We start from the raw sequence: 23,802 nt of genomic DNA, 5'->3' as shown, positions 1-23,802 counted from the left end.
CTCTTGGTACTTTAGTAAATTTTGAGAGGCTAAGATGATATCTGGAGTGATAAATATGACACAGCGCAAGGTGCGTAAAGCGGTAATTCCTGTTGCGGGTTTAGGAACTCGTATGCTTCCTGCAACAAAAGCTATTCCAAAAGAAATGTTGCCTATAGTTGATAAGCCGCTGATTCAATATGTTGTTAATGAATGTATTGCTGCGGGGATCAATGAAATCGTTTTAGTGACCCATTCATCAAAAAATTCCATTGAAAACCACTTTGACATAAGCTTTGAATTAGAAGCTATTTTGGAGGCGCGTGTTAAACGCCAGCTATTAGATGAAGTTCAATCTATTTGTCCAAGCCACGTAACGATTATGCAAACACGACAAGGAATAGCAAAAGGATTAGGGCATGCTATTTTGTGTGCTAAACCGTTAGTCGGTGAAGAGCCTTTTGCAGTTATTTTGCCTGATGTCATTTTAGACCGCTACAGTACCGATTTAACTAAATTTAACTTGCGAGAAATGCTAGAGCAATATGAGTCTACAGGGGCAAGTCAAATTTTAGTTGAGCCAGTCCCAGAGGAAGATGTATCTAGCTATGGTATTGTGGATTGTAATGGCGAGATGTTAGCGCCTGGGGATAGTAAAAGAATTATTCGTATGGTTGAAAAACCAAAACGTGAAGAAGCTCCATCTAATTTATCTATTGTTGGCCGTTATGTTTTATCTGAAAAGATTTGGGACGCATTAGCCAAAACAGCGCCAGGTGCAGGGGATGAAATTCAATTAACTGACGCCATTGCATTAATGATGGAAAATAACGAGCCAGTAGAAGCTTACCACTTATGTGGTAAAAGTCATGACTGTGGAAATAAATTAGGTTATATGAAAGCGTTTGTTGAATATGGAATGCAACATGATGCACTGGGAGATGAGTTCACTCAGTGGTTGAAAAAATTGTCAGTCTCTCTGAATTCAGAAAAATAAAAATTTCACAATGAATTTTTATTAAAGGCTAACTTAATTTGTTAGCCTTTTTTATACGTAAAAAATAGATTATTAACAATAAACATCAGTATTAAGGGGGGAACACTCTGTTTTAGGCTGTTTAATCTACACACTCTATAAGTGTATAGCGTGCAAAAATTAACATATAAGGGGATTGCATAAATAAAATCACTGATAATATTTAAGTTTATCTAATTAAGCTTACATATCTTTACTGCTAATTTTTATTTATCATGATTATTTTGTTGATTGTGTAATACACAGTAGTGGCTTAAACAGCGCTGTTTATTGAGCATGGGTGGTAGCTATGAGGTTTTCGTGGTGAAGGGGGATATAATAGCTAAGCGCTTTTTCTTATTACAGGTTAATATAAAATAATATATATAGGTTTAAATAAAAACACCCTTATAAAAGGGTGTTTAGAATACATGTTAAGGCGATTAGATTAAGAAATCATCTAAAGATTTGCCTTGTTCTTCAATGGCAATTTTGATTACAGCTGGAGTACGGCCTTGGCCTGTCCAAGTTTTGGTTTCGCCATTTTCATCAACATATTTATATTTAGCTGGACGTGCAGCACGTTTAGCACGGGTACCAGTGCTTTTACCTGAGTCCATTGTTTGCAGAAGGTCATTTAAATCTACGCCTTGCTCAAGGATCATTTCACGAACTTTTTCCAATTTACGGTTACGTTCTTCTAATTCCGCGCGAGCTTGGTTTTCTTCGTCACGACGTTCTTCAACAACGACGGTTAATTTTTCCAGCATTTCTTCTAAAGATTCTAAAGTTACTTCGCGAGCTTGAGCACGAAGAGTACGGATGTTATTTAACGCTTTTAATGATTCGCTCATTTTCCTGGTCTCAAATTATTAGTTGGCATGTGTACAGTAATAATAGAATGCTATTTTAAATTCTGCAATAGCTAAATTACTTCCTTAGTTTAAAAGTAATCTTTAACGATTGCAATTTTTTTACAAAAGAAAAATAAACTTTTCGTAGATATATATATAGCTATTATCAATAACTGAACTAAACGAAAAATAGCAATAAGCTAAAAATTTTAGCGATTAAATTATTCGAAAAAGAAGAGGGGAGTCTCATTTTACTTTTACTCGGAATGAACTGAAGGGATAGATTCCTTAAAATTTCTTTTTTTGATGATGTTTTTTAGGAGAATGTGCTTTAATTGAAACTGTTTATAGTTAATATCAAATTGGTTTTTATTGCATATAAGCTAAGCAATATTTGCAATAAGGTAAGAGCATGGTCGGAAAAAAAGTTAAATTTTCAATAAGTAAAGGACATGCACACCATTATTGTTAATCCTGAAGTCTGTTTTATGGTAAAATTATTCTGTATATTAATTTTGAGGGAACAGCCAAATGGCTCAGCTTTATTTTTATTATTCAGCTATGAATGCGGGAAAATCAACGTCATTATTGCAATCATCGTATAACTATAATGAAAGAGGGATGCGTACGGTTATTTTTACTGCAGAGATAGATAACCGCTTTGAACAAGGCAAAGTCTCATCACGTATCGGTTTATCAGCAGAAGCGTTACTCTACTCAGCGACAACAAATATGGCTGAGCTGATAAAAAAAGAAAATAACGTACAAAAAGTGCATTGTGTTCTTATTGATGAGTGTCAGTTTCTAACAAAAAAACAAGTTGAAGAATTATGTGACATAGTCGATAACGAGGATATTCCCGTTTTATGTTATGGATTGCGTACTGATTTTGCAGGGCAATTATTTGAAGGTAGCCAATACTTGCTTGCTTGGGCTGATAAGTTAGTCGAGCTAAAAACGGTCTGTTATTGTGGCCGTAAGGCGAGTAAGGTATTACGTATAGGAAGTGATGGGATACCTGTATATAAAGGCTTACAAGTGGATATAGGCGGCAATGAAAAGTATATTTCTGTTTGTCGTAAGCACTATTCAGAAGCAATAAAACAAGCCCAATTGATGAATGAGGGGGTTATACCTAAACAGGCACTTCACTTTCGATAAATGGAAGTAGCTCGGTATAGGGAATTAAATAGCTCTCTGTTATCAACTTATTATGGTCATCTACGGGCTAGACTCAGCGAGTAGAACCGTTGTATATAATATTAATTTTATGTGTCCTTGCAGTAATTCATTTTTTAATAGCTAAACAAAAGGCACTGCAATTATTGCAGTGCCTTTATTTTAAATAATGTGTGAAACATTATTTCTTAGTATTTTTCTTTTCAACTTCTTTTTTTACAGCTGTTTTTTTCTGAGGCGCTTTTTTTTCCTCTTTTTCAATCACGGGTGCGTCTTGATGTTCAACAAACTCGCGACCATAATAAGAATCCAGTAATAATTGTTTAATTTCAGAGATTAAAGGATAACGCGGGTTAGCACCTGTACATTGGTCATCAAATGCATCTTCAGACAGTTTATCCACGCGAGCTAAGAAGTCAGCCTCTGTCACCCCCGTCTCACGGATAGATTTAGGAATACCTAAATCGGCTTTTATTTCCTCCAACCATGCGAGTAATTTTTCAATTTTCTCACCTGTACGATCACCGACTTTAGTGAGCCCTAAGTGATCCGCAATTTCTGCGTATTGGCGGCGTGCATGAGGGCGGTCGTATTGGCTAAATGCAGTTTGTTTTGTTGGGTTATCATTCGCATTAAAACGGATGACGTTACAAATCAACAATGCATTAGCAAGCCCATGAGGGATGTGGAACTCTGAACCAAGTTTATGCGCCATAGAGTGACATACACCAAGGAATGCGTTTGCAAATGCAATACCTGCAAGTGTTGCTCCGTTATGGACACGTTCTCTTGCTACAGGGTTTTTAGCCCCTTCATGGTAACTGGCTGGTAAGTAATCTTTTAATAGACTTAGTGCTTTAAGTGCTTGGCCATCAGTAAATTCGTTAGCCAAAACAGAAACATAAGCTTCTAACGCATGAGTGACCGCATCTAAACCACCAAAAGCGGTTAAAGATTTAGGCATATTCATGACTAAGTTCGCATCAACAATTGCCATATTTGGCGTTAAGGCATAGTCTGCTAATGGATATTTTTGGCCTGTTTTATCATCAGTCACTACCGCAAATGGCGTGACTTCAGAACCAGTCCCCGAAGTCGTTGTGATAGCAACTAATTTAGCCTTAACGCCCATTTTAGGGAAGCGGTGGATACGTTTACGTATGTCCATAAAACGTAATGCTAATTCTTCAAAATGCGTTTCTGGGTGTTCATACATAACCCACATGATTTTAGCCGCATCCATCGGTGAACCACCACCTAACGCAATGATCACATCAGGCTGGAATGCTTGCATTTGGGCTGCACCTTTACGAACAACCGTTAATGTTGGGTCTGCCTCAACTTCAAAGAAAACGTCTGTTTCAATGTGATGTTTTTTGAGAACGCTAACCACTTCATCAACATAACCATTATTGAATAGATAACCATCAGTTACGATAAAAGCGCGTTTAGCACCGTCAGTTGCGATCTCTTCAAGGGCGATAGGGAGGCAACCACGGCGGAAGTAGATTGAGTTCGGAAGTTTATGCCACAACATATTTTCAGCTCTCTTCGCCACAGTTTTGGTATTGATTAGGTGTTTTGGACCTACGTTTTCAGAGATGGAGTTACCACCCCAAGAACCACAACCTAGGGTCAGAGAAGGGGCTAATTTAAAGTTGTACAGGTCACCGATACCACCTTGTGACGCGGGTGTATTGATTAAAATACGCGCTGTTTTCATTTTTTGGCCAAAATAGTTAACACGATCATGTTGGTTATCTTGGTCAGTATATAAGCAAGAGGTATGTCCAATCCCCCCCATTTCAACTAATTGTTCTGCTTTTGTAACCGCATCTTCAAAATTCTTACCACGATACATCGCTAATAATGGTGAAAGTTTTTCATGTGCGAATGGTTCTGACTCATCGATGGTTTTGACTTCACCGATTAAGATTTTAGTTGTCTTTGGAACCGTAATACCAGCCATTTCTGCAATTTTATAGGCAGGTTGACCAACAATCGCAGCGTTTAGGTTACCATTTTTTAATATGATATCTTGAACGGCCTTAAGCTCTTTTCCTTGTAACAGGTAGCCTCCATGGCTTGAAAAACGTTCGCGAACTTGATTATAGATTTCATCTACGACCACAACGGATTGTTCAGATGCACAAATAACGCCGTTGTCGAATGTTTTTGACATCAAGATGGACGCAACGGCACGTTTAATATCCGCTGTTTCATCAATAACGACAGGAGTATTACCAGCACCAACACCGATTGCAGGTTTACCTGAGCTATAAGCTGCTTTGACCATGCCTGGTCCACCTGTCGCTAGGATCAGGTTAATATCAGGATGGTGCATTAAAGCGTTAGATAGCTCAACAGAAGGGGAATCAATCCAGCCAATAATGTCTTTTGGTGCACCCGCTGCAATAGCGGCATCAAGCACGATTTGTGCCGCGCGGTTAGTTGCATTTTTAGCGCGAGGGTGCGGAGAAAAGATAATCGCGTTGCGTGTTTTTAAACTAATCAGTGACTTAAAAATTGCGGTTGAAGTTGGGTTTGTTGTTGGCACAATACCACAGATAATACCAATCGGCTCAGCGATAGTAATTGTTCCGAATGTTGGGTCTTCAGATAGCGTGCCGCAGGTTTTTTCATCTTTATATGCGTTATAGATATACTCAGAAGCAAAGTGGTTTTTGATCACTTTATCTTCAATAATACCCATTCCAGATTCTTCGACAGCGAGTTTTGCTAGGGGGATACGTGCGTCAGCGGCAGCGAGGGCAGCGGCTCTAAAGATTTCATCAACTTGCTCTTGGGAGAAAGTTGCGAATTCGCGTTGAGCTTTTTTGACACGAGCAACGAGTTCATTGAGTTCGGTAACGTTAGTTACGGACATATAGATTACTCCTGATAAATGTTAAACTTTTTAAGCCAATGAGCAAAATGCATCTATAGAACTAGGGAATGCTTGGAGATGAAAGTATAGATGTTATCTATAATAACGCTGCTCATGATCGCTTATTGGCTTAAAAACCTTATTCAGTGCTGAGTTAATATCCTCATTATCTCTGCCTATCAGTTAAGAGTAGATTAACAAAACGGGAATTTAATAAAGTGATCTAAATCACGAAAACATCAAGCTGACTCCTTTCAGCATGTGTATATCTGCACAAGTTGAATAAATGTTGTTCATCTATTACTTAATTTAATATTATCAAAACAATATGCGAAGATAATTTATGTATGCCTAACTAAATGCTGAGCAAATTTAGCAAGTTAAAGAAAATATTGTTTTGCTCAAGGAAATTAATAACATCAGTGGTAAAATTATAAAAGATATCAATGAATCTCTAAAGAGAACTGCTTAAGGAAATAAATGGGTGAGTAGCGCATTACTTGATTTATCGGGTTATATAAAATTCTTTATTGGCTTGTTTGCACTTGTGAACCCAGTTGGCATATTGCCTGTGTTTATTAGTATGACAAACTATCAAAGTAATGCCGGGAGAAATAAAACTAACACGATTGCAAATACATCAGTTGCTATCATTTTATGTACATCATTATTAATTGGTGACTCAATCCTGCAATTGTTTGGTATTTCAATTGATTCTTTCCGTATTGCTGGCGGAATTTTGATAGTCACCATTGCGATGTCGATGATTAGCGGTAAAATTGGTGAAGACAAACAGAATAAGCAAGAAAAAACAGAAACTGCGGTTAGGGATAGCATTGGTGTTGTTCCTTTGGCCTTACCTTTGATGGCAGGGCCCGGGGCAATAAGTTCTTGTATCGTTTGGTCATCTCGTTGGCATGGTTGGCAAAACTTTTTAGGTTTAGCCTTAACGAGTATCGCCTTTGCTTTTTGTTGTTGGTTATTATTTCGTTCAGCGTCTTTATTGGTTCGGTACTTAGGTCAAACAGGGATCAACGTGGTGACGCGTATCATGGGTCTCTTACTGATGTCGCTGGGGATAGAGTTTATTGTGACCGGGGTTAAAGCGATATTCCCAGGCTTATTGTAATCTAATTTCTTCTCTTTTTGTGGCTGCAAACCAAAGCTATTTGCAGCCATATCTATTGTTCGTTCCTATCGTATTACACACATCAATTCTGCTTTTCAGATAGTTTTAATTCGCTAATTAAAATTTTAGTTATCAATAATCACACATTAAAAAAATGATCCCTGTAATTATATGTGGCATTTTTTACTAAAATAGGGATAAAAAGTAAGGAATTGTGAGCTACGTAAATTTATTCACTATTCTAATTGGCGTTTGTTAATGATATGTTTTGGGTGTGAGTTTAAAGTCTATTTTGTGTCACATGATCGTTTTTTGTAATGCATTGTAATTTAAGAGTAATTTAATTTTTTCAACTGGTGTTTTTTAAAATTTCCAAAATTTTAGCTGGGAAATGTTAATAAATTGTTTTTAGTGTTAAGGCGTAAAGTGGGTTGCCTATAAGGAAGTAACAGTCTTAGGGCTTAAATATCAGCGTAAATAAGGTTGCTAATGAGGTTATAGCGCCATCAATGAATCGTGAGGGATAGGATGTTCAAATCAACACTTGGTTATGGTGTGCTCTCGTTATTATTTGTTGCGTTACAAGCAAATGGCACGGAAAAAGTAAAACAGGTAATCACAATTAATAATGGCTCAGAGGTGACATCTCTTGATCCCCATAAAGTGGAAGGGGTGCCAGAAAGTAATGTGATATTAAACTTATTAGAAGGCCTAGTGTATACCGATATAGACGGAAAGGCAGTGCCAGGCGTTGCCAAAAGTTGGACCAATCAAAACTACACTTCTTGGATTTTTACTTTGCGGGAAGATGCAAAGTGGAGTGATGGCTCACCGGTAACCGCTGAAGATTTTGTCTATAGTTGGCAGCGTTTATCTGACCCCAATACAGGCTCTCCTTATTCAAGTTATCTACAAAATGCGTATATTTTAAATGCAGATGCGATTTTAGCAGGGAAAATGCCTGCAACAGCGCTGGGTGTGAAGGCGCTTGACTCGCAACATTTACAGGTTACTTTAAGCCACCCAGTACCTTATTTTGTTGATATGCTTTCACATACTTCTATGAAACCCGTGAAAAAATCTGCAATTGAACAGTATGGGGACAAGTGGACACAGCCTCAAAATTTTATTGGGAATGGGGCATACGTATTGGATAAATGGGTGGTGAATGAACGTATTGTGGTCAAACGAAATCCATTTTATTGGGATAATCAAAATAGCCGTATTGAACAAGCGACCTTTTTAGCAATTAGCTCCGAAGTGAGCGATATTAATCGTTACCGTAGTGGTGAAATTGATATTTCAAATTCTGCAATCCCACCTGTTTTATATAAAAAAATGCAGCAAGAAAGGCCCAATGAATTATATGTTCGACCCTATTTGTGCACATTCTATTATGAAATAAATAATCAAAAAGCACCGTTTAATGACCCACGAGTACGCGAAGCAATAAAATTAGGATTAGATCGAGAAATAATTACCCATAAAATTATCGCGCAAGGGCAAAAAGTCGCTTATGGTTTTACGCCAAGCTTTATTAATAATGGTGACTTTACATTGCCGGAATGGGCTAATTTATCAGCAGAGCAACGTTATCAGCGTGCTAAAGATTTACTTTCACAAGCGGGTTATAACAAAGAAAACCCATTGAAATTTGATTTATTGTATAACACTTCAGATCAAAACAAGCAGCAAGCGATTGTTGCGGCATCGATGTGGCAGAAAAACATTGGTGCGCAAGTGACGTTGCAAAATCAAGAATGGAAAACATCATTACAAAGTCGTCATGAAGGACATTACGATGTTGCTAGGGCAACGTGGTGTGCAGATTACAACGAGCCTACTGCATTTTTGAATATGATGTTGTCTCAAAATAGTAATAATACCGCTTTTTATAATAATTCGGACTTTGATGCCTTACTTGAGCAAGCGTTGACAGCTCCAGATCCTTCATCTCGCCATGCAATTTACCAACAAGCAGAAGCCTTGCTAGACAAGGATTCGGCTATTGTTCCTGTTTATTATCGCGTGAGTGCTCGAATGATAAAACCGAGCGTGCGTGGATTTAAAGGCAATGACCCCCTTGATTATACGGATATTAAACGGTTATATATAAGTGAACCTAATTAATAATATCTAAATAATTATAAAAAGTGTTCACCTACTGGGTGAACATGTATCAACACACAATCATAATAATTATGTATGGGAGTAACCGATAAGATGAGTAAATTAATCAATAAATCGATTATTGCACTTAGCGTAACGGCTGGGCTGGCAATAGGCTCTATAGCAACAAGTTTTGCAGCAACGGTTCCCGCAGGTGTTGAGCTGGCTGAAAAACAGGTAATGGTTCGTAATAATGGTTCCGAGCCTCAATCATTGGATCCACATAAAATCGAAGGGGTGCCGGAATCTGCTTTAGCGAGGGACCTTTTTGAAGGGATCACGATTGTAGGGCCTGATGGTGAAATATTACCGGGTTCAGCAACAAGCTGGGAAAATAAAGATTTTACGGAATGGACATTTAAAATTCGCGAGGGTGCCAAATGGTCTAATGGTGACCCTGTCACCGCAGAAGATTTTGTGTACAGTTGGCGACGATTAGCGGATCCTGATACTGCATCACCTTATGCCAGTTATTTACAATATGCCCATATCAATAATATTGACGATGTTATCTCTGGAAAGAAAAAACCTGAAGAACTTGGTATTAAAGCTCTCGATGACAAAACCTTAGTTATTACTCTTAGTGAAGCTGTTCCTTATATTCCGAAACTATTAGCACACTCATCTATGTCCCCAGTCAATAAAAAAACCATTGAACAACATGGGGCGAAGTGGACGCAACCCCAGAACTTTGTGGGTAATGGAGCATATAAATTGAAGGATTGGACGGTCAATGAACGTATTGTCTTAGAGCGTAGCCCAACCTATTGGGACAATGCGAATACGGTTATTGACCAAGTGACTTTTTTACCTATTTCTTCAGAAGTTACAGATGTTAACCGCTATCGTAGTGGTGAAATTGATATGACATACAGCAACTTACCTATCGAGCAGTTTAAAAGCTTACAAAAAAACATGCCGAATGAGTTACGGGTAAGTCCATACTTGTGTACTTACTATTATGAAATTAATAATGAAAAACCACCATTTAACGACCCACGTGTACGTGAAGCGTTAAAGCTTTCTATGGATAGAGATACGATTACGTACAAAGTTAAAGCTCAAGGGGATATTCCTGCGTATGGTTTCACTCCACCATTTACCAGCGGAATGAAATCAGAAAAACCAGATTGGTACGCGAATATGACACAAGAGCAGCGTAATGAAAAAGCGAAACAGTTGCTAGAAGAAGCGGGATATAACAAAGGGAATCCGCTAAAATTCAATTTATTATATAACACCTCAGACTTACATAAGCGTATCGCGATTGCAGCGTCTTCTATGTGGAAGAAAAATATTGGCGCGGAAGTGAAACTAGAAAACCAAGAGTGGAAAACATTCCTAGATAGCCGACATCAAGGCAACTATGATGTTGCACGCGCGGGGTGGTGTGCGGACTATAACGAGCCTTCATCCTTCCTCAATATGTTACTTTCCTACAGCAGTAATAATACCGTTCATTATAAAAATACCGATTTTGATGCCGTGATGAAAAAAACATTGCAAGTCAAAACGGATGATGAACGCGCAGAACTCTATCAACAAGCCGAAAAATTACTTGATAACGACTCCGGTGTTGTTCCTCTTTACTACTATGTTAATACGCGTTTAGTGAAACCTTATGTAGGGGGATATAGTGGCAAAGACCCATTAGATAACCTGCATACTAAAGATTTATATATTATTAAACACTAATAAAAGTTGCTCTGGCTCCATTGATTGGAGCCAGATATTCGCCTATTTGGGCAATAGAAGTAGGAAAGAGCGATGTTGAAATTTATTTTTCGTCGGTTGTTAGAAGCCATTCCGACTCTTTTGGTTCTGATTACCATTTCGTTTTTCATGATGCGATTAGCACCGGGGAGCCCATTCACTGGCGAGCGGAAATTGCCACCGGAAGTGATGGCAAATATTGAAGCTAAATATCATCTAAATGACCCAATGTATAAGCAGTACTTTAATTATTTAATTCAGCTTTCAAAAGGTGACTTCGGACCCTCATTTAAGTACAAAGACTACAGTGTGAATGATTTAGTGGCTAAAGCATTTCCTGTTTCTGCAAAATTAGGGGCAACCGCGTTTATTGTTGCTGTTTTATTTGGGGTATCTGCCGGGGTGATAGCCGCACTCAACCAAAATACCAAATGGGACTTTACAGTCATGGGGTTTGCCATGACGGGGGTTGTTATCCCAAGCTTTGTTGTGGCACCGTTATTGGTGCTGATTTTTGCCATTCACTTGAAATGGCTCCCTGGTGGTGGATGGGATGGCGGGAACCTAAAACATATGGTTCTGCCCATGGTTGCGCTTTCATTAGCGTATATTGCGAGTATTTCCCGTATTACACGCGGTTCGATGATCGAAATTATGCATTCTAATTTTATTCGTACTGCCCGTGCAAAAGGGTTACCACTAAGAACTATCATTTTACGCCATGCCCTTAAACCTGCATTGCTTCCTGTGCTTTCCTATATGGGCCCCGCCTTTGTAGGGATAATTACAGGGTCAATGGTCATTGAAACCATTTTTGGGTTACCGGGGATCGGCCAACTCTTTGTTAACGGAGCACTTAATCGTGATTATTCGCTGGTATTGAGCTTAACAATTTTAGTTGGGGTACTGACAATTGCATTTAATGCGATTGTCGATGTTTTGTATGCCGTTATTGACCCTAAAATTCGTTACTAAGTCGGAGAAACACGATGCTATCGAACCAGAAAAATAGTGAAGCTCTGGCGAACTTTTCAGAGCAGCTCGATATTGAAGGGCGCAGTTTATGGCAAGATGCCCGGCGCCGTTTTATGCACAACCGTGCGGCCATTTTCAGCTTATGTGTCTTGTTTTTAATTACGTTGTTTGTCATTTTTGCGCCCATGTTGTCGCCTTTTTTGTACGACGATACCGATTGGGAAATGATGTCAATGCCTCCTGATATGGTCAGTGGACATTATTTTGGTACCGATGCATCAGGCCGAGATCTATTAGTGCGTGTTGCCATCGGTGGGCGAATTTCCTTAATGGTTGGGGTGGCTGCGGCACTAGTCGCTGTGGTAGTAGGGACTTTGTACGGTTCATTAGCTGGCTATGTAGGTGGAAAAGTGGATTCCATCATGATGCGTATATTAGAAATTTTAAACTCCTTCCCATTTATGTTTTTTGTGATCCTATTAGTCACATTGTTTGGTACCAATATTTTACTGATATTTGTGGCGATAGGAATGGTGTCATGGTTGGATATGGCGCGTATTGTTCGCGGGCAAACACTTGGATTAAAGCGTAAAGAATTTATTGAAGCAGCGCTTGTTTGTGGTGTGAGTACGCGGCAGATTATTCTGCGACATATTGTCCCTAACGTTTTAGGGGTGGTCGTGGTATACGCTTCACTATTAGTTCCAAGTATGATTTTGTTTGAATCATTCTTAAGCTTTTTAGGCTTAGGGACACAAGAACCGTTAAGTAGTTGGGGAGCTTTATTAAGTGATGGGGCGAACTCAATGGAAGTCACTCCGTGGTTGTTATTGATCCCTGCTGGTTTTTTAGTCATCACGCTATTTTGTTTTAACTTTATCGGTGATGGGCTGCGTGATGCGCTCGACCCGAAAGATCGCTAGAGGGAATAATATGTTAAATAACTCAATGAAAAGCCCTCTGTTATCCGTGAATGATCTCAGTGTGACATTCGCGACCCAAGATGGTGATGTGACGGCAGTGAATAAATTGAATTTTGAGCTAAGTGCTGGGGAAACGCTTGGCATTGTTGGCGAATCAGGTTCAGGAAAATCACAAACCGCGTTTGCTCTCATGGGCTTACTCGCCAAAAATGGCAAGATTAATGGCTCAGCCATGTTTAATGGCCGTGAGATTTTGAACTTAAGAGAAAAAGAATTAAACCGTATGCGCGCGGAAGAGATTTCAATGATTTTCCAAGACCCAATGACATCATTGAATCCGTATTTGAAAATTGGTACTCAACTGTCGGAAGTGCTCATGTTACATAAGGGCATGAGTAAAAGAGCGGCTTTCGAAGAGTCAGTTCGGATGTTAGATGCCGTTAAAATGCCAGAAGCACGTAAGCGGATGAATATGTATCCACATGAATTTTCAGGAGGAATGAGGCAGCGAGTCATGATAGCAATGGCATTGTTATGCCAACCAAAATTGTTAATTGCTGATGAACCCACGACTGCACTTGATGTGACAGTACAAGCGCAAATCATGACGTTGCTCAATGAGTTAAAACATGAGTTTGATACGGCGATTATTTTGATCACCCATGACCTTGGGGTCGTCGCAGGGGTATGTGATAAAGTCCTCGTGATGTATGCGGGACGCACGATGGAGTACGGTACCGCTAAAGACATCTTTTATCACCCATCTCATCCATATTCACTTGGTTTGTTAGCTGCTGTTCCGCGCCTTGATGGTGATGATGAGAGTTTAGCTACCATTCCCGGTAACCCGCCTAATTTACTACGTTTACCCAAAGGCTGTCCATTTTCACCTCGTTGCCAATATGCAGTTCAGCAATGTATTGACCAAGAACCTGCATTAACCACATTTGGTCAAACTCGGTTACGTGCCTGCTTTAAGCCGCTGGAGGAGTTGGTATGAGTACTCATGAAAATCGACCGGTATTGTTAGAAGTGAATGACCTTAAAGTCCACTTTGAGATCCGAGATAAAAAACAGTGGTTTTGGCAACCAAATAAAAGCCTTAAAGCAGTAGACGGTGTAACACTGCGTTTATATGAAGGTGAAACATTAGGTGTCGTCGGGGAATCAGGGTGTGGTAAATCCACTTTTGCTCGGGCACTCATTGGGTTAGTGAAAGCAACGGATGGTACGGTAAGTTGGCTTGGGCAGAATTTATTAGGTAAAACTGATAAAGAGTGGCGTAGCGTTCGCAGCGATATCCAAATGATTTTCCAAGATCCACTGGCTTCGCTTAATCCGCGAATGACCATCGGTGATATTATCGCAGAGCCATTAAAAACCTATCATCCTAAAATGCCACCATCACAAATCACAGAAAAAGTGAAAAAAATGATGATGCGGGTTGGCTTATTACCTAATTTGATTAACCGCTATCCCCATGAGTTTTCGGGGGGGCAATGCCAGCGTATCGGTATCGCAAGAGCATTGATTTTAGAACCTAAACTCGTGATTTGCGATGAGCCAGTTTCTGCATTAGATGTGTCAATTCAAGCACAAGTTGTTAATTTATTGCAAGAGTTACAACGTGAAATGAAATTGTCGCTGATCTTTATTGCGCACGACTTGGCGGTTGTTAAGCATATTTCTGACCGTGTATTAGTGATGTATTTGGGACATGCCGTGGAACTTGGTACCTATGATGAGGTATATAATAATCCCTTACACCCTTATACACGCGCATTGATGTCAGCTGTGCCTGTTCCTGATCCTGATAAAGAAAAAAATAAGGTAATAGAGCTTTTAGAAGGTGAATTGCCATCGCCAATTAATCCACCTTCAGGTTGTGTATTTAGAACTCGTTGCCCATTAGCAGATGAAGAGTGTGCAAAAACAAGGCCGTTATTAGAAGGAAGCTTTAAACATGCGGTGTCTTGTTTGAAAATTGACCCACTGTAATGGTTTTCTCATGATGGTCAAAAGGGGGCTTTTGCTTTAATTAATCTAAAAGGGACGAAACGTCCCTTTTAATCAACTACTTCTTCCAAAAAATATGGTGAAATGGTTTTGAAGGGTGGCGGCTAATTAATACGCGAGCAAAAATATCGTCTAATTCGGCGTCAGGGCTTTGAGCTAACCCAATAACCACCTCACTTAATTGGTTTAAATCAAGCTCTTCAGTAATCATCTCTTGCCAATTAAGGGTAACAGGAACAATTTCTGCGGCACCTAACTCTTCAAACTGCAAAGCAAAAATTAATTGGTCAGCGGGCTCTAAATTATCCATTGCTCCGTCAAGAAAAAGGTCATAAGCCATTTCAATGATGTCATCTTCATCGATTAAAGGTGTGTTTTGTATTTCAGTCATGACCTTTCCTAATTAACTTAATTTATAACAATGGGCTAAAGAAGTAGCAAATGCGCTCAACAACGCGGTTCCAGAATGGGCGTTGTTCCCACTCTTCGATTTCTAAACGCGTTGAACGTGCAATATAATCATACTGAACTAGCGTGAGATCGCTACCAAAACTTTTATCATCAATGACTACGGTGATTTCAAAATTGAGCCATAAGCTACGCATATCAAGATTCACTGAGCCGACAAGGCTAAGCTCACCATCAACCAATACGCTCTTGGTGTGCAATAAGCCATCTTCAAATTGGTAAATTTTAACGCCAGCAGCTAATAATTCACTATAAAATGAGCGGCTTGCCCAGCGAACAAGGAATGAGTCATTCTGTCTTGGCATAATAATGCTGACATCTACACCCCGCATTGCTGCTGTACAAATTGCATGCAAAAGGTCATCGCTAGGCACAAAATAAGGGGTAGTCATGATCAGTTGTTTGCGTGCAGAGAACATCGCAGTCATCAGCGACTGTTGAATCAACTCATCAGGGAAACCTGGGCCTGAGGCGATAATTTGAGTTGTATGCCCATTCGCTTGTTCAAAAGGCATAATATTACTGTCAGGCGGTGGTGGAAGTACGCGTTGGCCAGTTTCCATTTCCCAGTCAAAAGCATACACAATGCCTAATGTAGTACTCACAGGGCCTTCCATACGCACTAAAATATCAACCCATTCGCCAACCCCTGCATCTTGTTTAAAATAACGCGGGTCAACCATATTCATACTGCCTGTATATGAAATATAGTTATCGATAACGACTATTTTACGGTGTTGACGTAAATCCATTCGACGCAAGAAGAAACGCATCAAATTAACTTTTAGCGATTCTATAAATTCAATACCTGCCGCGCGCATTTTTTCAGGGTAATCGCTACGGAAAAAATGCCAACTTCCCGCGGAGTCCACCATAATTCGGCACTTAACCCCCCGTTTAGCGGCGTTGAGTAATGCTTCGGTAACCCCATCGACTAAACCACCAGGCTGCCAAATATAGAACACCATTTCAATCGAGTGCTGAGCATTGTTGATATCATTGACAATCGCTTTTAATGAATCTTCACAAGTGGTTAGAAGTTGAATTCTATTACCTTTAACCCCAGCAATGCCTTGGCGCTTTTCAATTAACTGAAATAATGGCTCAGCAACAGGGCTGTTATCAGTGGCAAAGATATGTTTTGAATTCCGTAAATTTTCTAACCAAGTAGCGACAGAAGGCCACATGTCACGCGCTTTATCAACCCGGCGTTTACCAAGGTGAAGCTCACCGAAGGCAATATATGCAATAATTCCGACTAATGGCAGAATATAAATGATCAGGAGCCATGTCATGGCTGAGGTGACAGGCCTTCTTTTGACTAAAATGCGGACGGTAATTGCTGCAATAATTAGCCAATATAGGAAGAACAAAAGCCAACTCATAAGTGTATAGACGGTTGCCATAACGGGTCAGATGCCTCACTAATAAGAAAAAAGGTTCGGAAAAAGATAATTTAGCTAAAAAAACTGTTAGCAAAATATCAACTTAATAGAATTTAGCAAAATTTTGCAGTAAAAGCTTTGTGAAATAGAGGAATTCGTTAGGAAATAATAGTTTCTTAAATTGATATTACCTTGATGAAATCAAAGGAAGCGTGCTAAGCCGACAGAAAAACTTCCTCTTGGTTCTTTTTTTCAAAGGAATATAATATTTTTTTCCACTAATTTTTAGACAATAAAAGGACACGATTAAATGAGACGTAGTAGGCATGAAGTAGGGCGTTGGCGTATGTTAAGACAATCCCTACGTCGCCGTAGACGCTGGTTAGAAGGGCATTCTAGGCGAAACATGCGCATCTATGCAATGCGTAAAATTGATATTTACCATCGTCGGCATTCCCTGCTTTTTACTCAATGGATTGAGTAAGGTTATTACAGCGTACACTCACATTTTTCACTTTGTATGACAAACCTTATTGAATATGATTGCTATTTGCATTTAAACTATCAGTCATATTCTTTTTGGTAGACAGGTGTAGGGTAGAAATTGCATATGCGTTGGATGCGTTGGACTTTAATAATCGTCATTTCATTATCTATTCATGCGGGCCTTGCGATGGCATGGATTTTTAATCAACCAAACTTGGTTAGAGACCCGGAGCCATTGACGATTGCTATGGTTTCTTTTGCCGCCCCTGAAGCCGCTTCTGAGCCCGTTGAGCAGGTTGAAACACCAGTAGAGCCAGAACCTGAACCTGTTATTGAGCCAGAACCCGAACCGGTAGTTGAACCGGTCATTGCACTGCCTAAGAAAAAGCCTGAGGTGAAGAAAAAGCCTAAGCCAAAACCAAAACAGGAAGAAAAGAAAAAAATTAAAGAAGATGTTAAGCCAGTTGAGAAGCAGCTGGCCATGAACAATCTGAAATCAGACGTCATTGCACCTAAAACGAATAATAGCCCTATCAAGACTGCAAATAATACAGGGGCAAGTAATAGTCAATCGACTAAGAAAGGCGGCCCGAGGGCTCTGCATAAACAAGCTCCTGCTTATTCAGAACGTGCGCGTCGTTTAGGTAAAGAAGGGTATGTGAAAGTTCGCTATGACATTAATGATGATGGCCGAGTGACAAATATTGAATTTGTTGAAGCTACACCTAAAGGGCTGTTTGAGCGAGACGTGAAACGCGCAATGAACCGTTGGACTTTTGAAAAGCAACCGGCAAAAGGCTACGTGACTGAAATTTATTTCAAATTGGATGGCACTGTTAGCCAAGTCTAATGGTTATAATCAGTCTGTACAAAAAAAGCACCACAGCGATGATGGTGCTTTTTGTTTTTTACATAATGAATGGAGCAAAAACTTAGGCTTCGTTAGTTTTTTGATCTGAACTTGCTAACTGAAAATGTTGTTTTTCTTTGGGTAATGAACGTGAAGTACTATCATCATTAACTGCGACATAAGTAAATATCGCATCAGTAGCACGGTAACGTTGGCCAACAGGCTCCGTTGCGACTTTTTTTACCCAAACCTCAATATTAATGGTAATTGAGCTTTTCCCCGTTTTTAAACAGCGTGCATAGCAACAAACAACATCGCCTACGGCAACGGGCTTTTGAAATTTAATACCGTTTACCGCCACAGTGACCACGCGTCCTAGCGCAATCTCTTTTGCTAAGATAGCGCCACCTATATCCATTTGTGACATCAACCAGCCGCCAAAAATATCACCATTTGCATTAGTATCTGCAGGCATGGCTAATGTACGTAAAACTAACTCACCGTTCGGCAATTGCATATCTGACTCTTATTAAAAGGGTTATTACTTTTGATTTTGCATTTATAACAAATTACATATGCAATAGTAAACCGGAACTACTCAGTTATTGATTGATAATAGCGATTTAATTGAATTGCTGCAAAAACAAGATAAATAGAGTAGCCATTGCTGATAAACGGGTTTTAAACTTGGCAATAAGATCAATTTTTGCAAAGAAAAAGCAAGAAGTGTTTTTTATATTTAGTCAATTGATTGAATTGGCTATACTCAATAGTATGAAATTTATTTATTTACTTAGAGGTATGAAATGAGATTGTTATTGGCAATATTATTACCTTGGTTGCAATTTTTTACGATAGGGCGTCCTTTTGCTGGGATCATTTGCTTAATTTTACAGATCACCCTTATTGGTTGGTTACCCGCTGCCATTTGGTCGGTATATGCGCTATCACAGTACAATACAGATAAAAAAATTGAAAAAGCATTTGGTGAAAAACGTTATTAAGATATAAAAAAACCTGCTAATCAATGTGTATTAGCAGGTTTTTAACACTATTTTTAATTATTCTTCGTGTTTTTCTGCGGGCTCTTTAACCATATTTTTAAAAATATAGACCACACTCAGTACTGTAAATATTAATGTTCCTGCTGTCAGACCAAAGACTTTGAAATTGACCCAGATATCTTGAGCCATCCAGAAAGCAACGTAAATATTCAGCAATGCGCAGAAAATAAAGAAAATAGCCCATGCACTATTGAGTTTTATCCAATAACTATCGGCTAATTTTATTTCTTGGTTACTACCTAACATTCGCTGAATTAAAGGCTTTTCAGTAAACCATTGGCTAAAGAGTAATGCACCAGCGAATGCACCATAGATAATAGTGACTTTCCACTTAATAAATGCATCACTATGGAAAATAAGCGTTAAGGCAGCAAAGCCCATCACGATTGCACAGGTAATTTTTGCAACTTTTTCAACTTTCTTATAGATAAGATAAGTTGCTAATAACGCCAAAGGAGTGGTAACCATTAAAGCACCACTCGCATAGAAAATATCGTATCTTTTATAGACAATAAAAAAGATTATCAAAGGAATAAAATCAATAAGTTGTTTCATAACAGTGAATGCAGCGCCTCAACGTAAAGGTAATAGACTAGTTTAACCGATTTTGGCTTTAATTGTTAAAAGTTTGCACCTTTTTACCAATAAACATGCTTTGTTACCAATCATATTTGCACTATTTTACGATTATTTGACTTACTTCTAGATAAACTTTATTAGTTCGGATATATATAGTATGGAAAATAATTTAACTTACTAATTTATAGGTGCTTTTCTCCCATGATAAAGGCAAGGCTATTTGTCTGGATGCCAGGTTTAAAAACACTGTTTAACTATCAACGTACAGACCTAGGCCCTGATGTTAAAGCAGGGTTGTCTGTCGCTGCGGTTGCTTTACCTGTTGCTATTGCCTATGCCGAATTAATGGGGGTGAATGCAATTGTTGGATTATACTCATGTATTTTACCTATGTTTTTCTATGCGCTGTTTGGCACGTCGAAGCAATTAATTATTGGGCCTGATGCCGCAACATGTGCGGTGATTGCAGCTGCAGTTGCTCCACTCGCAATGGGAGACGAAACTGTTCGTTGGCAGCTGATTATTGTCATGAGTTTTATGACTGGGATTTGGTGTTTGATTGCTGCAAGATTTCGTTTAGGGACTTTTGCCGATTTTTTATCTAGACCAATATTGCAAGGTTTATTAAATGGGGTTGCTCTCACGATCATCGTTAGTCAAATCAGTAAAATATTTGGTATTACGACCTTACCTTCAGGTTTTATTGAGCGATTAATAGCTTTTCCATTAGCGATAGTAGAAACACATATTCCAACATTATTCCTTGCTATTGTGACATTGGTGATTACCTTAGTGATTAAGCGAGTGCGTAGTAAGTGGCCATCTTTATTAATTGCAATGGTTTTGGCAACAGCGGCAAGTATTTTATTTAATCTTGAGCAATATGGTATTAGCACAGTAGGGGATTTAGGTGAAGGGCTACCCCATATACCAATGCCTGATTTTCCACCGAGCTTACTCCGAGACCTCGTTATTCCATCATTAAACTTAGCCGTGATTAGCTTTGTCAGTTTTATGATGACGGCTCGCAGTTTTGCAAGCAAAAATGGTTATACCGTCGATGCAGACCAAGAATTAAGAGCGTTAGGGATGGCAAATATTGCTTCTGCTTTTGGCCAGGGATTCGCAGTTAGTGCTGCGAGTAGCCGCACAGCGGTTAATGATATGATGGGAGGGAAAACACAATTGGTTTCTCTCGTTGCGGCGGTAACAATTTTAGCGGTTTTACTTTTTTCTGTGAATTTATTGGAATATATCCCTATGGCTGCTTTAGGGATGGTTTTAATTATTTCGACTTATTCATTGCTGAGTTTTCGTAGCATTTTATCAATGCGCAAACGCAATAGAGAAGCTTTTTTCTTATGTATTTTTACATTATGTGCAGTGCTGGTGGTTGGTTTGATCAGTGGTGTCGGCTTAGCTGTTCTACTGGGTTTGTTGCAGTTTATCCGAGTCATATTTAGGCCAACAGACCAATTATTAGGTGTTGATGAACATGGTATGCTTCATTCTATGACATCCGAAAATAATATTCAGGAAGTCGATGGCGTCCTGATTTATCGATTCAATTCCCCCCTCACTTATTTTAATGTGAATTACTTTAAAGAGCGATTGAATAAACATATAGATAATCAACGAAAAAGACCTGCTTGGGTGATTGTGGATGCTGCCGTCAGTTTTACGCATAATGATGTGAGCGTCTTTTCTACATTGAATGACATTGTAACGTCTTTGAAAGCCAAAGGGGTAACTTTGGTATTAGCAGGGCGTAGAACTTCGCTAAATCGCTGGTTAGAACAAAATAAAATCAATCGTTCAGATGATGACCTATTAGTAGTACCGGATATTTATTTTGCTATTCGTTTAATTCAAAGTAAGCAACAAATCCAAATGAAATGTGTTGAGGAAAGAAAAGCACAAGAGTACCAAAGGGATTCAGATATATTAGAGCATGACGGTGAAAATCAAATTACACCAACGGAAATTCTTTCAGATAACTCTTAGAAATAACATAAATAGAAAGGTACCTTTTGATACCTTTCTGTTTTATGGGTTAGATTAATTTTTAGTGACTAACATATATAAACGATAAAAGTAAATTAAAGCGAATGCAGCTACAACATTATTGAGTAGAAAAGAGATGCCATTAATAAGGATATGATTCATATTAATGTTGCCCAATAGCACACTGATAAGCATTTGAGCTGCCATCCAAATTAAAATCATCGGTAAGACAACACGCCAGTTTGCATAGGCCAATTTCCAGCTTTTTCCCATCGCACTGAATGAATTGGTACTTTCTGAGATTAAAATTGCTGGTGCTAAGGAGAAACCAATGGCGAGTACAATACCAGGTAGAACCATAATTGTGATGCCTAATTGGATAAGCAGTGAGCAAACAACCAATAGAAGAAACATAGATGGTGCTTTGTTCAGTGACGATGTTATTGCCTGAAGCCCGGTCATCTCTTCACCGCGAGACATACCAGAGATATAGGATAACGTACCACAAATAAGGAATAAACTTCCAAGAGTGACGGAAAGGATCAACCCGAAAGAAACGCGTAATATACTACTTTTATCTTCTTCGGATAGACTTAAAATCCAGTCTTGTAAGCCCGTATTACCGGATTCAATCATCTTACTTTGTGCTTGTGCTAGAACAGCTATCATCTGCTCACTAGGGATCATCACTGCATAGATCACAAGGCTCACTACGGTGGCTAAGAGCACAATAGTGAAAAGGCCACTCAATTGATTTTTAAAGAAATTGATACTATCACTAATGAGTGAGTTGGCCGAAATGGACATGACACTGCTCCTATCTACAAACGGGATCAAAATTTTAGCCCAATTGTAACCGAGTATCACGCCTAGAGGTAGAGAAAGATAATAAAAACCGGGAGGTTAAGGAAATATATTGGATATAAAAGTTCAATTTAATTAACCAAAATAAGTGGAAGTATCTAAGTTGCATTTTAAATATATATTTAAGTTTCTGGGGGAATATATATATTTTGAAATCAAGTTTTTATTTTGTTAGTTATTTTCTAAAAATTGATTTAAATCAAAAATAAAAAAATAAGAGATGAAATAATAAAGCGACATTTATTGGTTTACCTATAAATTATCAAAAGATGTGATCTTGATTTGAACATCAATTTAAATAATACGGTATATTTTCCTAAAATAAAAAACAGGAATGGGATTGATAATGAAAAAACTCACTGCGCTTGTATTAGCTGCTGCAACTTTAGCTCCAGCAATTTCTATTGCTCATGAAGCTGGCGACTTTCTTTTCCGCGCGGGTACTGCAACAGTCAGACCTAATGTTGGAGGAGATGATGTTAAAATTAATGGATTAGGTAATTTAGGTACCTTTGATGCAAATAATAATACTCAATTAGGTTTAACATTTGGGTATATGATCACTGATAATATTGGTGTTGAATTATTAGCAGCAACTCCGTTTGAACATAAAGTTGGTACAGGTCCTACAGGTAATATTGCAACGGTAAAACATTTACCACCAACATTAATGGCGCAGTATTATTTTGGTAGTAAAGAAGATAAATTACGCCCTTATTTAGGTGCTGGTGTTAACTATACCTTCTTCTTTGATGAGAAATTTAACTCAACAGGGAAAGAAGCTGGCTTATCTGATCTAGATTTATCAAGCTCGTGGGGCTTTGCAGCACAAGCAGGTATGGATTACATGCTGACTGATAACTGGATGCTAAACGCCTCTCTTTGGTGGATGAATATTGAGAGTGATGTGAAATTTAAAGCAGGTGGTGAACAGTATAAAGTGAATACTCGTTTAGACCCATTTGTATTTATGTTCGGTGCGGGTTACCGTTTCTAAGAATTTGATAGGACGCAATACAGGTAGTACCTGAATTCTGAAGGATTAGAGAGAAGTAGGAAATCCGAGAATATTCGTATTCTCGGATTTTTCAATTTTTATTAGTGTCAAACATATATTTAATAGTCAGCGATCATAAAAGTAACAATTATTATTGATAATGATGTTTTATAATATATTAATTGTTTTTATAGAGTGATAATAAAGTAAAGCTACTTATTGGCTGTCACTATTTAGGGCAAATAATAACAAATTGAGACTAATTA

At 38.6% G+C, this 23,802-nt stretch carries 21 protein-coding genes; 14 read left to right on the top strand and 7 right to left on the bottom strand.

Annotated features, from left to right (window positions below; genetic code table 11):
• Positions 1–55: 55 nt before the first annotated feature.
• Positions 56–976: a UTP--glucose-1-phosphate uridylyltransferase GalU gene (galU, locus tag M0M83_RS11000; RefSeq protein ID WP_248466578.1), complete on the top strand. Its 921-nt coding sequence runs from the start codon at positions 56–58 to the stop codon at positions 974–976.
• Positions 977–1,437: 461 nt separating this feature from the next.
• Here galU and hns read toward each other — a convergent pair whose 3' ends face one another.
• Positions 1,438–1,848 (bottom strand): histone-like nucleoid-structuring protein H-NS, encoded by a 411-nt coding sequence (gene hns, locus M0M83_RS10995; RefSeq protein ID WP_125893077.1) that lies wholly within the window; start codon positions 1,846–1,848, stop codon positions 1,438–1,440.
• Positions 1,849–2,379: 531 nt separating this feature from the next.
• Between hns and M0M83_RS10990 the strand changes: the two genes are divergently transcribed.
• Positions 2,380–3,009 carry a thymidine kinase gene (locus tag M0M83_RS10990; RefSeq protein ID WP_213912672.1) on the top strand — a complete coding sequence of 210 codons (630 nt, stop codon included), beginning with the start codon at positions 2,380–2,382 and terminating at the stop codon, positions 3,007–3,009.
• Between the two features lie 199 nt (positions 3,010–3,208).
• Here M0M83_RS10990 and adhE read toward each other — a convergent pair whose 3' ends face one another.
• A complete protein-coding gene (gene adhE / locus M0M83_RS10985; protein WP_213912673.1) occupies positions 3,209–5,914 on the bottom strand; it encodes a bifunctional acetaldehyde-CoA/alcohol dehydrogenase in 2,706 nt (901 codons plus the stop codon).
• Between the two features lie 484 nt (positions 5,915–6,398).
• Here adhE and M0M83_RS10980 point away from each other — a divergent pair, with 484 nt between their 5' ends.
• The 7 genes from M0M83_RS10980 to oppF all read left to right on the top strand — a co-directional run bounded on the left by M0M83_RS10980 (position 6,399) and on the right by oppF (position 14,821).
• A complete protein-coding gene (locus M0M83_RS10980) occupies positions 6,399–7,043 on the top strand; it encodes a YchE family NAAT transporter (RefSeq protein WP_004254112.1) in 645 nt (214 codons plus the stop codon).
• Positions 7,044–7,571: 528 nt separating this feature from the next.
• A complete protein-coding gene (locus tag M0M83_RS10975; protein WP_248466577.1) occupies positions 7,572–9,173 on the top strand; it encodes an ABC transporter substrate-binding protein in 1,602 nt (533 codons plus the stop codon).
• Positions 9,174–9,266: 93 nt separating this feature from the next.
• A complete protein-coding gene (gene oppA, locus M0M83_RS10970) occupies positions 9,267–10,907 on the top strand; it encodes an oligopeptide ABC transporter substrate-binding protein OppA (RefSeq protein ID WP_125893087.1) in 1,641 nt (546 codons plus the stop codon).
• Positions 10,908–10,979: 72 nt separating this feature from the next.
• Positions 10,980–11,900, top strand: a complete 921-nt coding sequence (gene oppB / locus M0M83_RS10965) for an oligopeptide ABC transporter permease OppB (RefSeq protein WP_125893089.1) — start codon at positions 10,980–10,982, stop codon at positions 11,898–11,900.
• A gap of 14 nt (positions 11,901–11,914) precedes the next feature.
• Positions 11,915–12,823 (top strand): oligopeptide ABC transporter permease OppC, encoded by a 909-nt coding sequence (oppC, locus tag M0M83_RS10960; RefSeq protein WP_125893091.1) that lies wholly within the window; start codon positions 11,915–11,917, stop codon positions 12,821–12,823.
• A 10-nt stretch (positions 12,824–12,833) separates the two neighbouring features.
• Positions 12,834–13,823 (top strand): ABC transporter ATP-binding protein, encoded by a 990-nt coding sequence (locus tag M0M83_RS10955; RefSeq protein ID WP_125893092.1) that lies wholly within the window; start codon positions 12,834–12,836, stop codon positions 13,821–13,823.
• The gene (oppF, locus tag M0M83_RS10950) at positions 13,820–14,821 is read left to right on the top strand and encodes a murein tripeptide/oligopeptide ABC transporter ATP binding protein OppF (RefSeq protein ID WP_004254119.1); all 1,002 of its coding nucleotides are present in this window, start codon (positions 13,820–13,822) and stop codon (positions 14,819–14,821) included. The genes M0M83_RS10955 and oppF overlap by 4 nt, the downstream gene beginning before the upstream one ends.
• Before the next feature lie 76 nt (positions 14,822–14,897).
• On the opposite strand, the gene M0M83_RS10945 is transcribed toward oppF, so the two are convergent.
• Complete coding sequence (locus tag M0M83_RS10945; protein ID WP_125893095.1) at positions 14,898–15,230, bottom strand: HI1450 family dsDNA-mimic protein; 333 nt, start codon at positions 15,228–15,230, stop codon at positions 14,898–14,900.
• 22 nt (positions 15,231–15,252) lie between these two features.
• Positions 15,253–16,713, bottom strand: coding sequence for a cardiolipin synthase (cls, locus tag M0M83_RS10940; protein WP_125893097.1), 1,461 nt, complete (start codon positions 16,711–16,713; stop codon positions 15,253–15,255).
• 289 nt (positions 16,714–17,002) lie between these two features.
• Between cls and M0M83_RS10935 the strand changes: the two genes are divergently transcribed.
• Both M0M83_RS10935 and M0M83_RS10930 read left to right on the top strand, forming a co-directional pair.
• A complete protein-coding gene (locus tag M0M83_RS10935) occupies positions 17,003–17,176 on the top strand; it encodes a YciY family protein (RefSeq protein WP_004254127.1) in 174 nt (57 codons plus the stop codon).
• Between the two features lie 126 nt (positions 17,177–17,302).
• Entirely contained in the window at positions 17,303–18,028 is a 726-nt protein-coding gene (locus tag M0M83_RS10930) for a TonB family protein (RefSeq protein ID WP_248466576.1), read from the top strand.
• An 82-nt stretch (positions 18,029–18,110) separates the two neighbouring features.
• Here M0M83_RS10930 and yciA read toward each other — a convergent pair whose 3' ends face one another.
• Entirely contained in the window at positions 18,111–18,545 is a 435-nt protein-coding gene (gene yciA, locus M0M83_RS10925; protein WP_125893101.1) for an acyl-CoA thioester hydrolase YciA, read from the bottom strand.
• Between the two features lie 289 nt (positions 18,546–18,834).
• Between yciA and M0M83_RS10920 the strand changes: the two genes are divergently transcribed.
• Positions 18,835–19,032: a YqaE/Pmp3 family membrane protein gene (locus tag M0M83_RS10920; protein ID WP_248466575.1), complete on the top strand. Its 198-nt coding sequence runs from the start codon at positions 18,835–18,837 to the stop codon at positions 19,030–19,032.
• A 57-nt stretch (positions 19,033–19,089) separates the two neighbouring features.
• On the opposite strand, the gene M0M83_RS10915 is transcribed toward M0M83_RS10920, so the two are convergent.
• Positions 19,090–19,647 carry a septation protein A gene (locus tag M0M83_RS10915; RefSeq protein WP_125893103.1) on the bottom strand — a complete coding sequence of 186 codons (558 nt, stop codon included), beginning with the start codon at positions 19,645–19,647 and terminating at the stop codon, positions 19,090–19,092.
• Positions 19,648–19,872: 225 nt separating this feature from the next.
• Here M0M83_RS10915 and M0M83_RS10910 point away from each other — a divergent pair, with 225 nt between their 5' ends.
• Positions 19,873–21,675 (top strand): SulP family inorganic anion transporter, encoded by a 1,803-nt coding sequence (locus tag M0M83_RS10910; RefSeq protein WP_248466574.1) that lies wholly within the window; start codon positions 19,873–19,875, stop codon positions 21,673–21,675.
• A 54-nt stretch (positions 21,676–21,729) separates the two neighbouring features.
• Here the strand turns inward: M0M83_RS10910 and M0M83_RS10905 are convergent, their stop codons facing one another.
• On the bottom strand, positions 21,730–22,482 hold the full coding sequence (locus M0M83_RS10905; RefSeq protein ID WP_248466573.1) for a YciC family protein: 753 nt from the start codon (positions 22,480–22,482) through the stop codon (positions 21,730–21,732).
• A gap of 403 nt (positions 22,483–22,885) precedes the next feature.
• On the opposite strand from M0M83_RS10905, the gene ompW reads away from it, so the two are divergent.
• Positions 22,886–23,536 carry an outer membrane protein OmpW gene (gene ompW, locus M0M83_RS10900; RefSeq protein ID WP_213912677.1) on the top strand — a complete coding sequence of 217 codons (651 nt, stop codon included), beginning with the start codon at positions 22,886–22,888 and terminating at the stop codon, positions 23,534–23,536.
• Positions 23,537–23,802 lie beyond the last annotated feature (266 nt).

The organism is Providencia rettgeri (genome assembly GCF_023205015.1).
Lineage (GTDB): Bacteria > Pseudomonadota > Gammaproteobacteria > Enterobacterales > Enterobacteriaceae > Providencia > Providencia rettgeri_E.
This window is presented reverse-complemented; position numbering and strand designations above follow the sequence as displayed.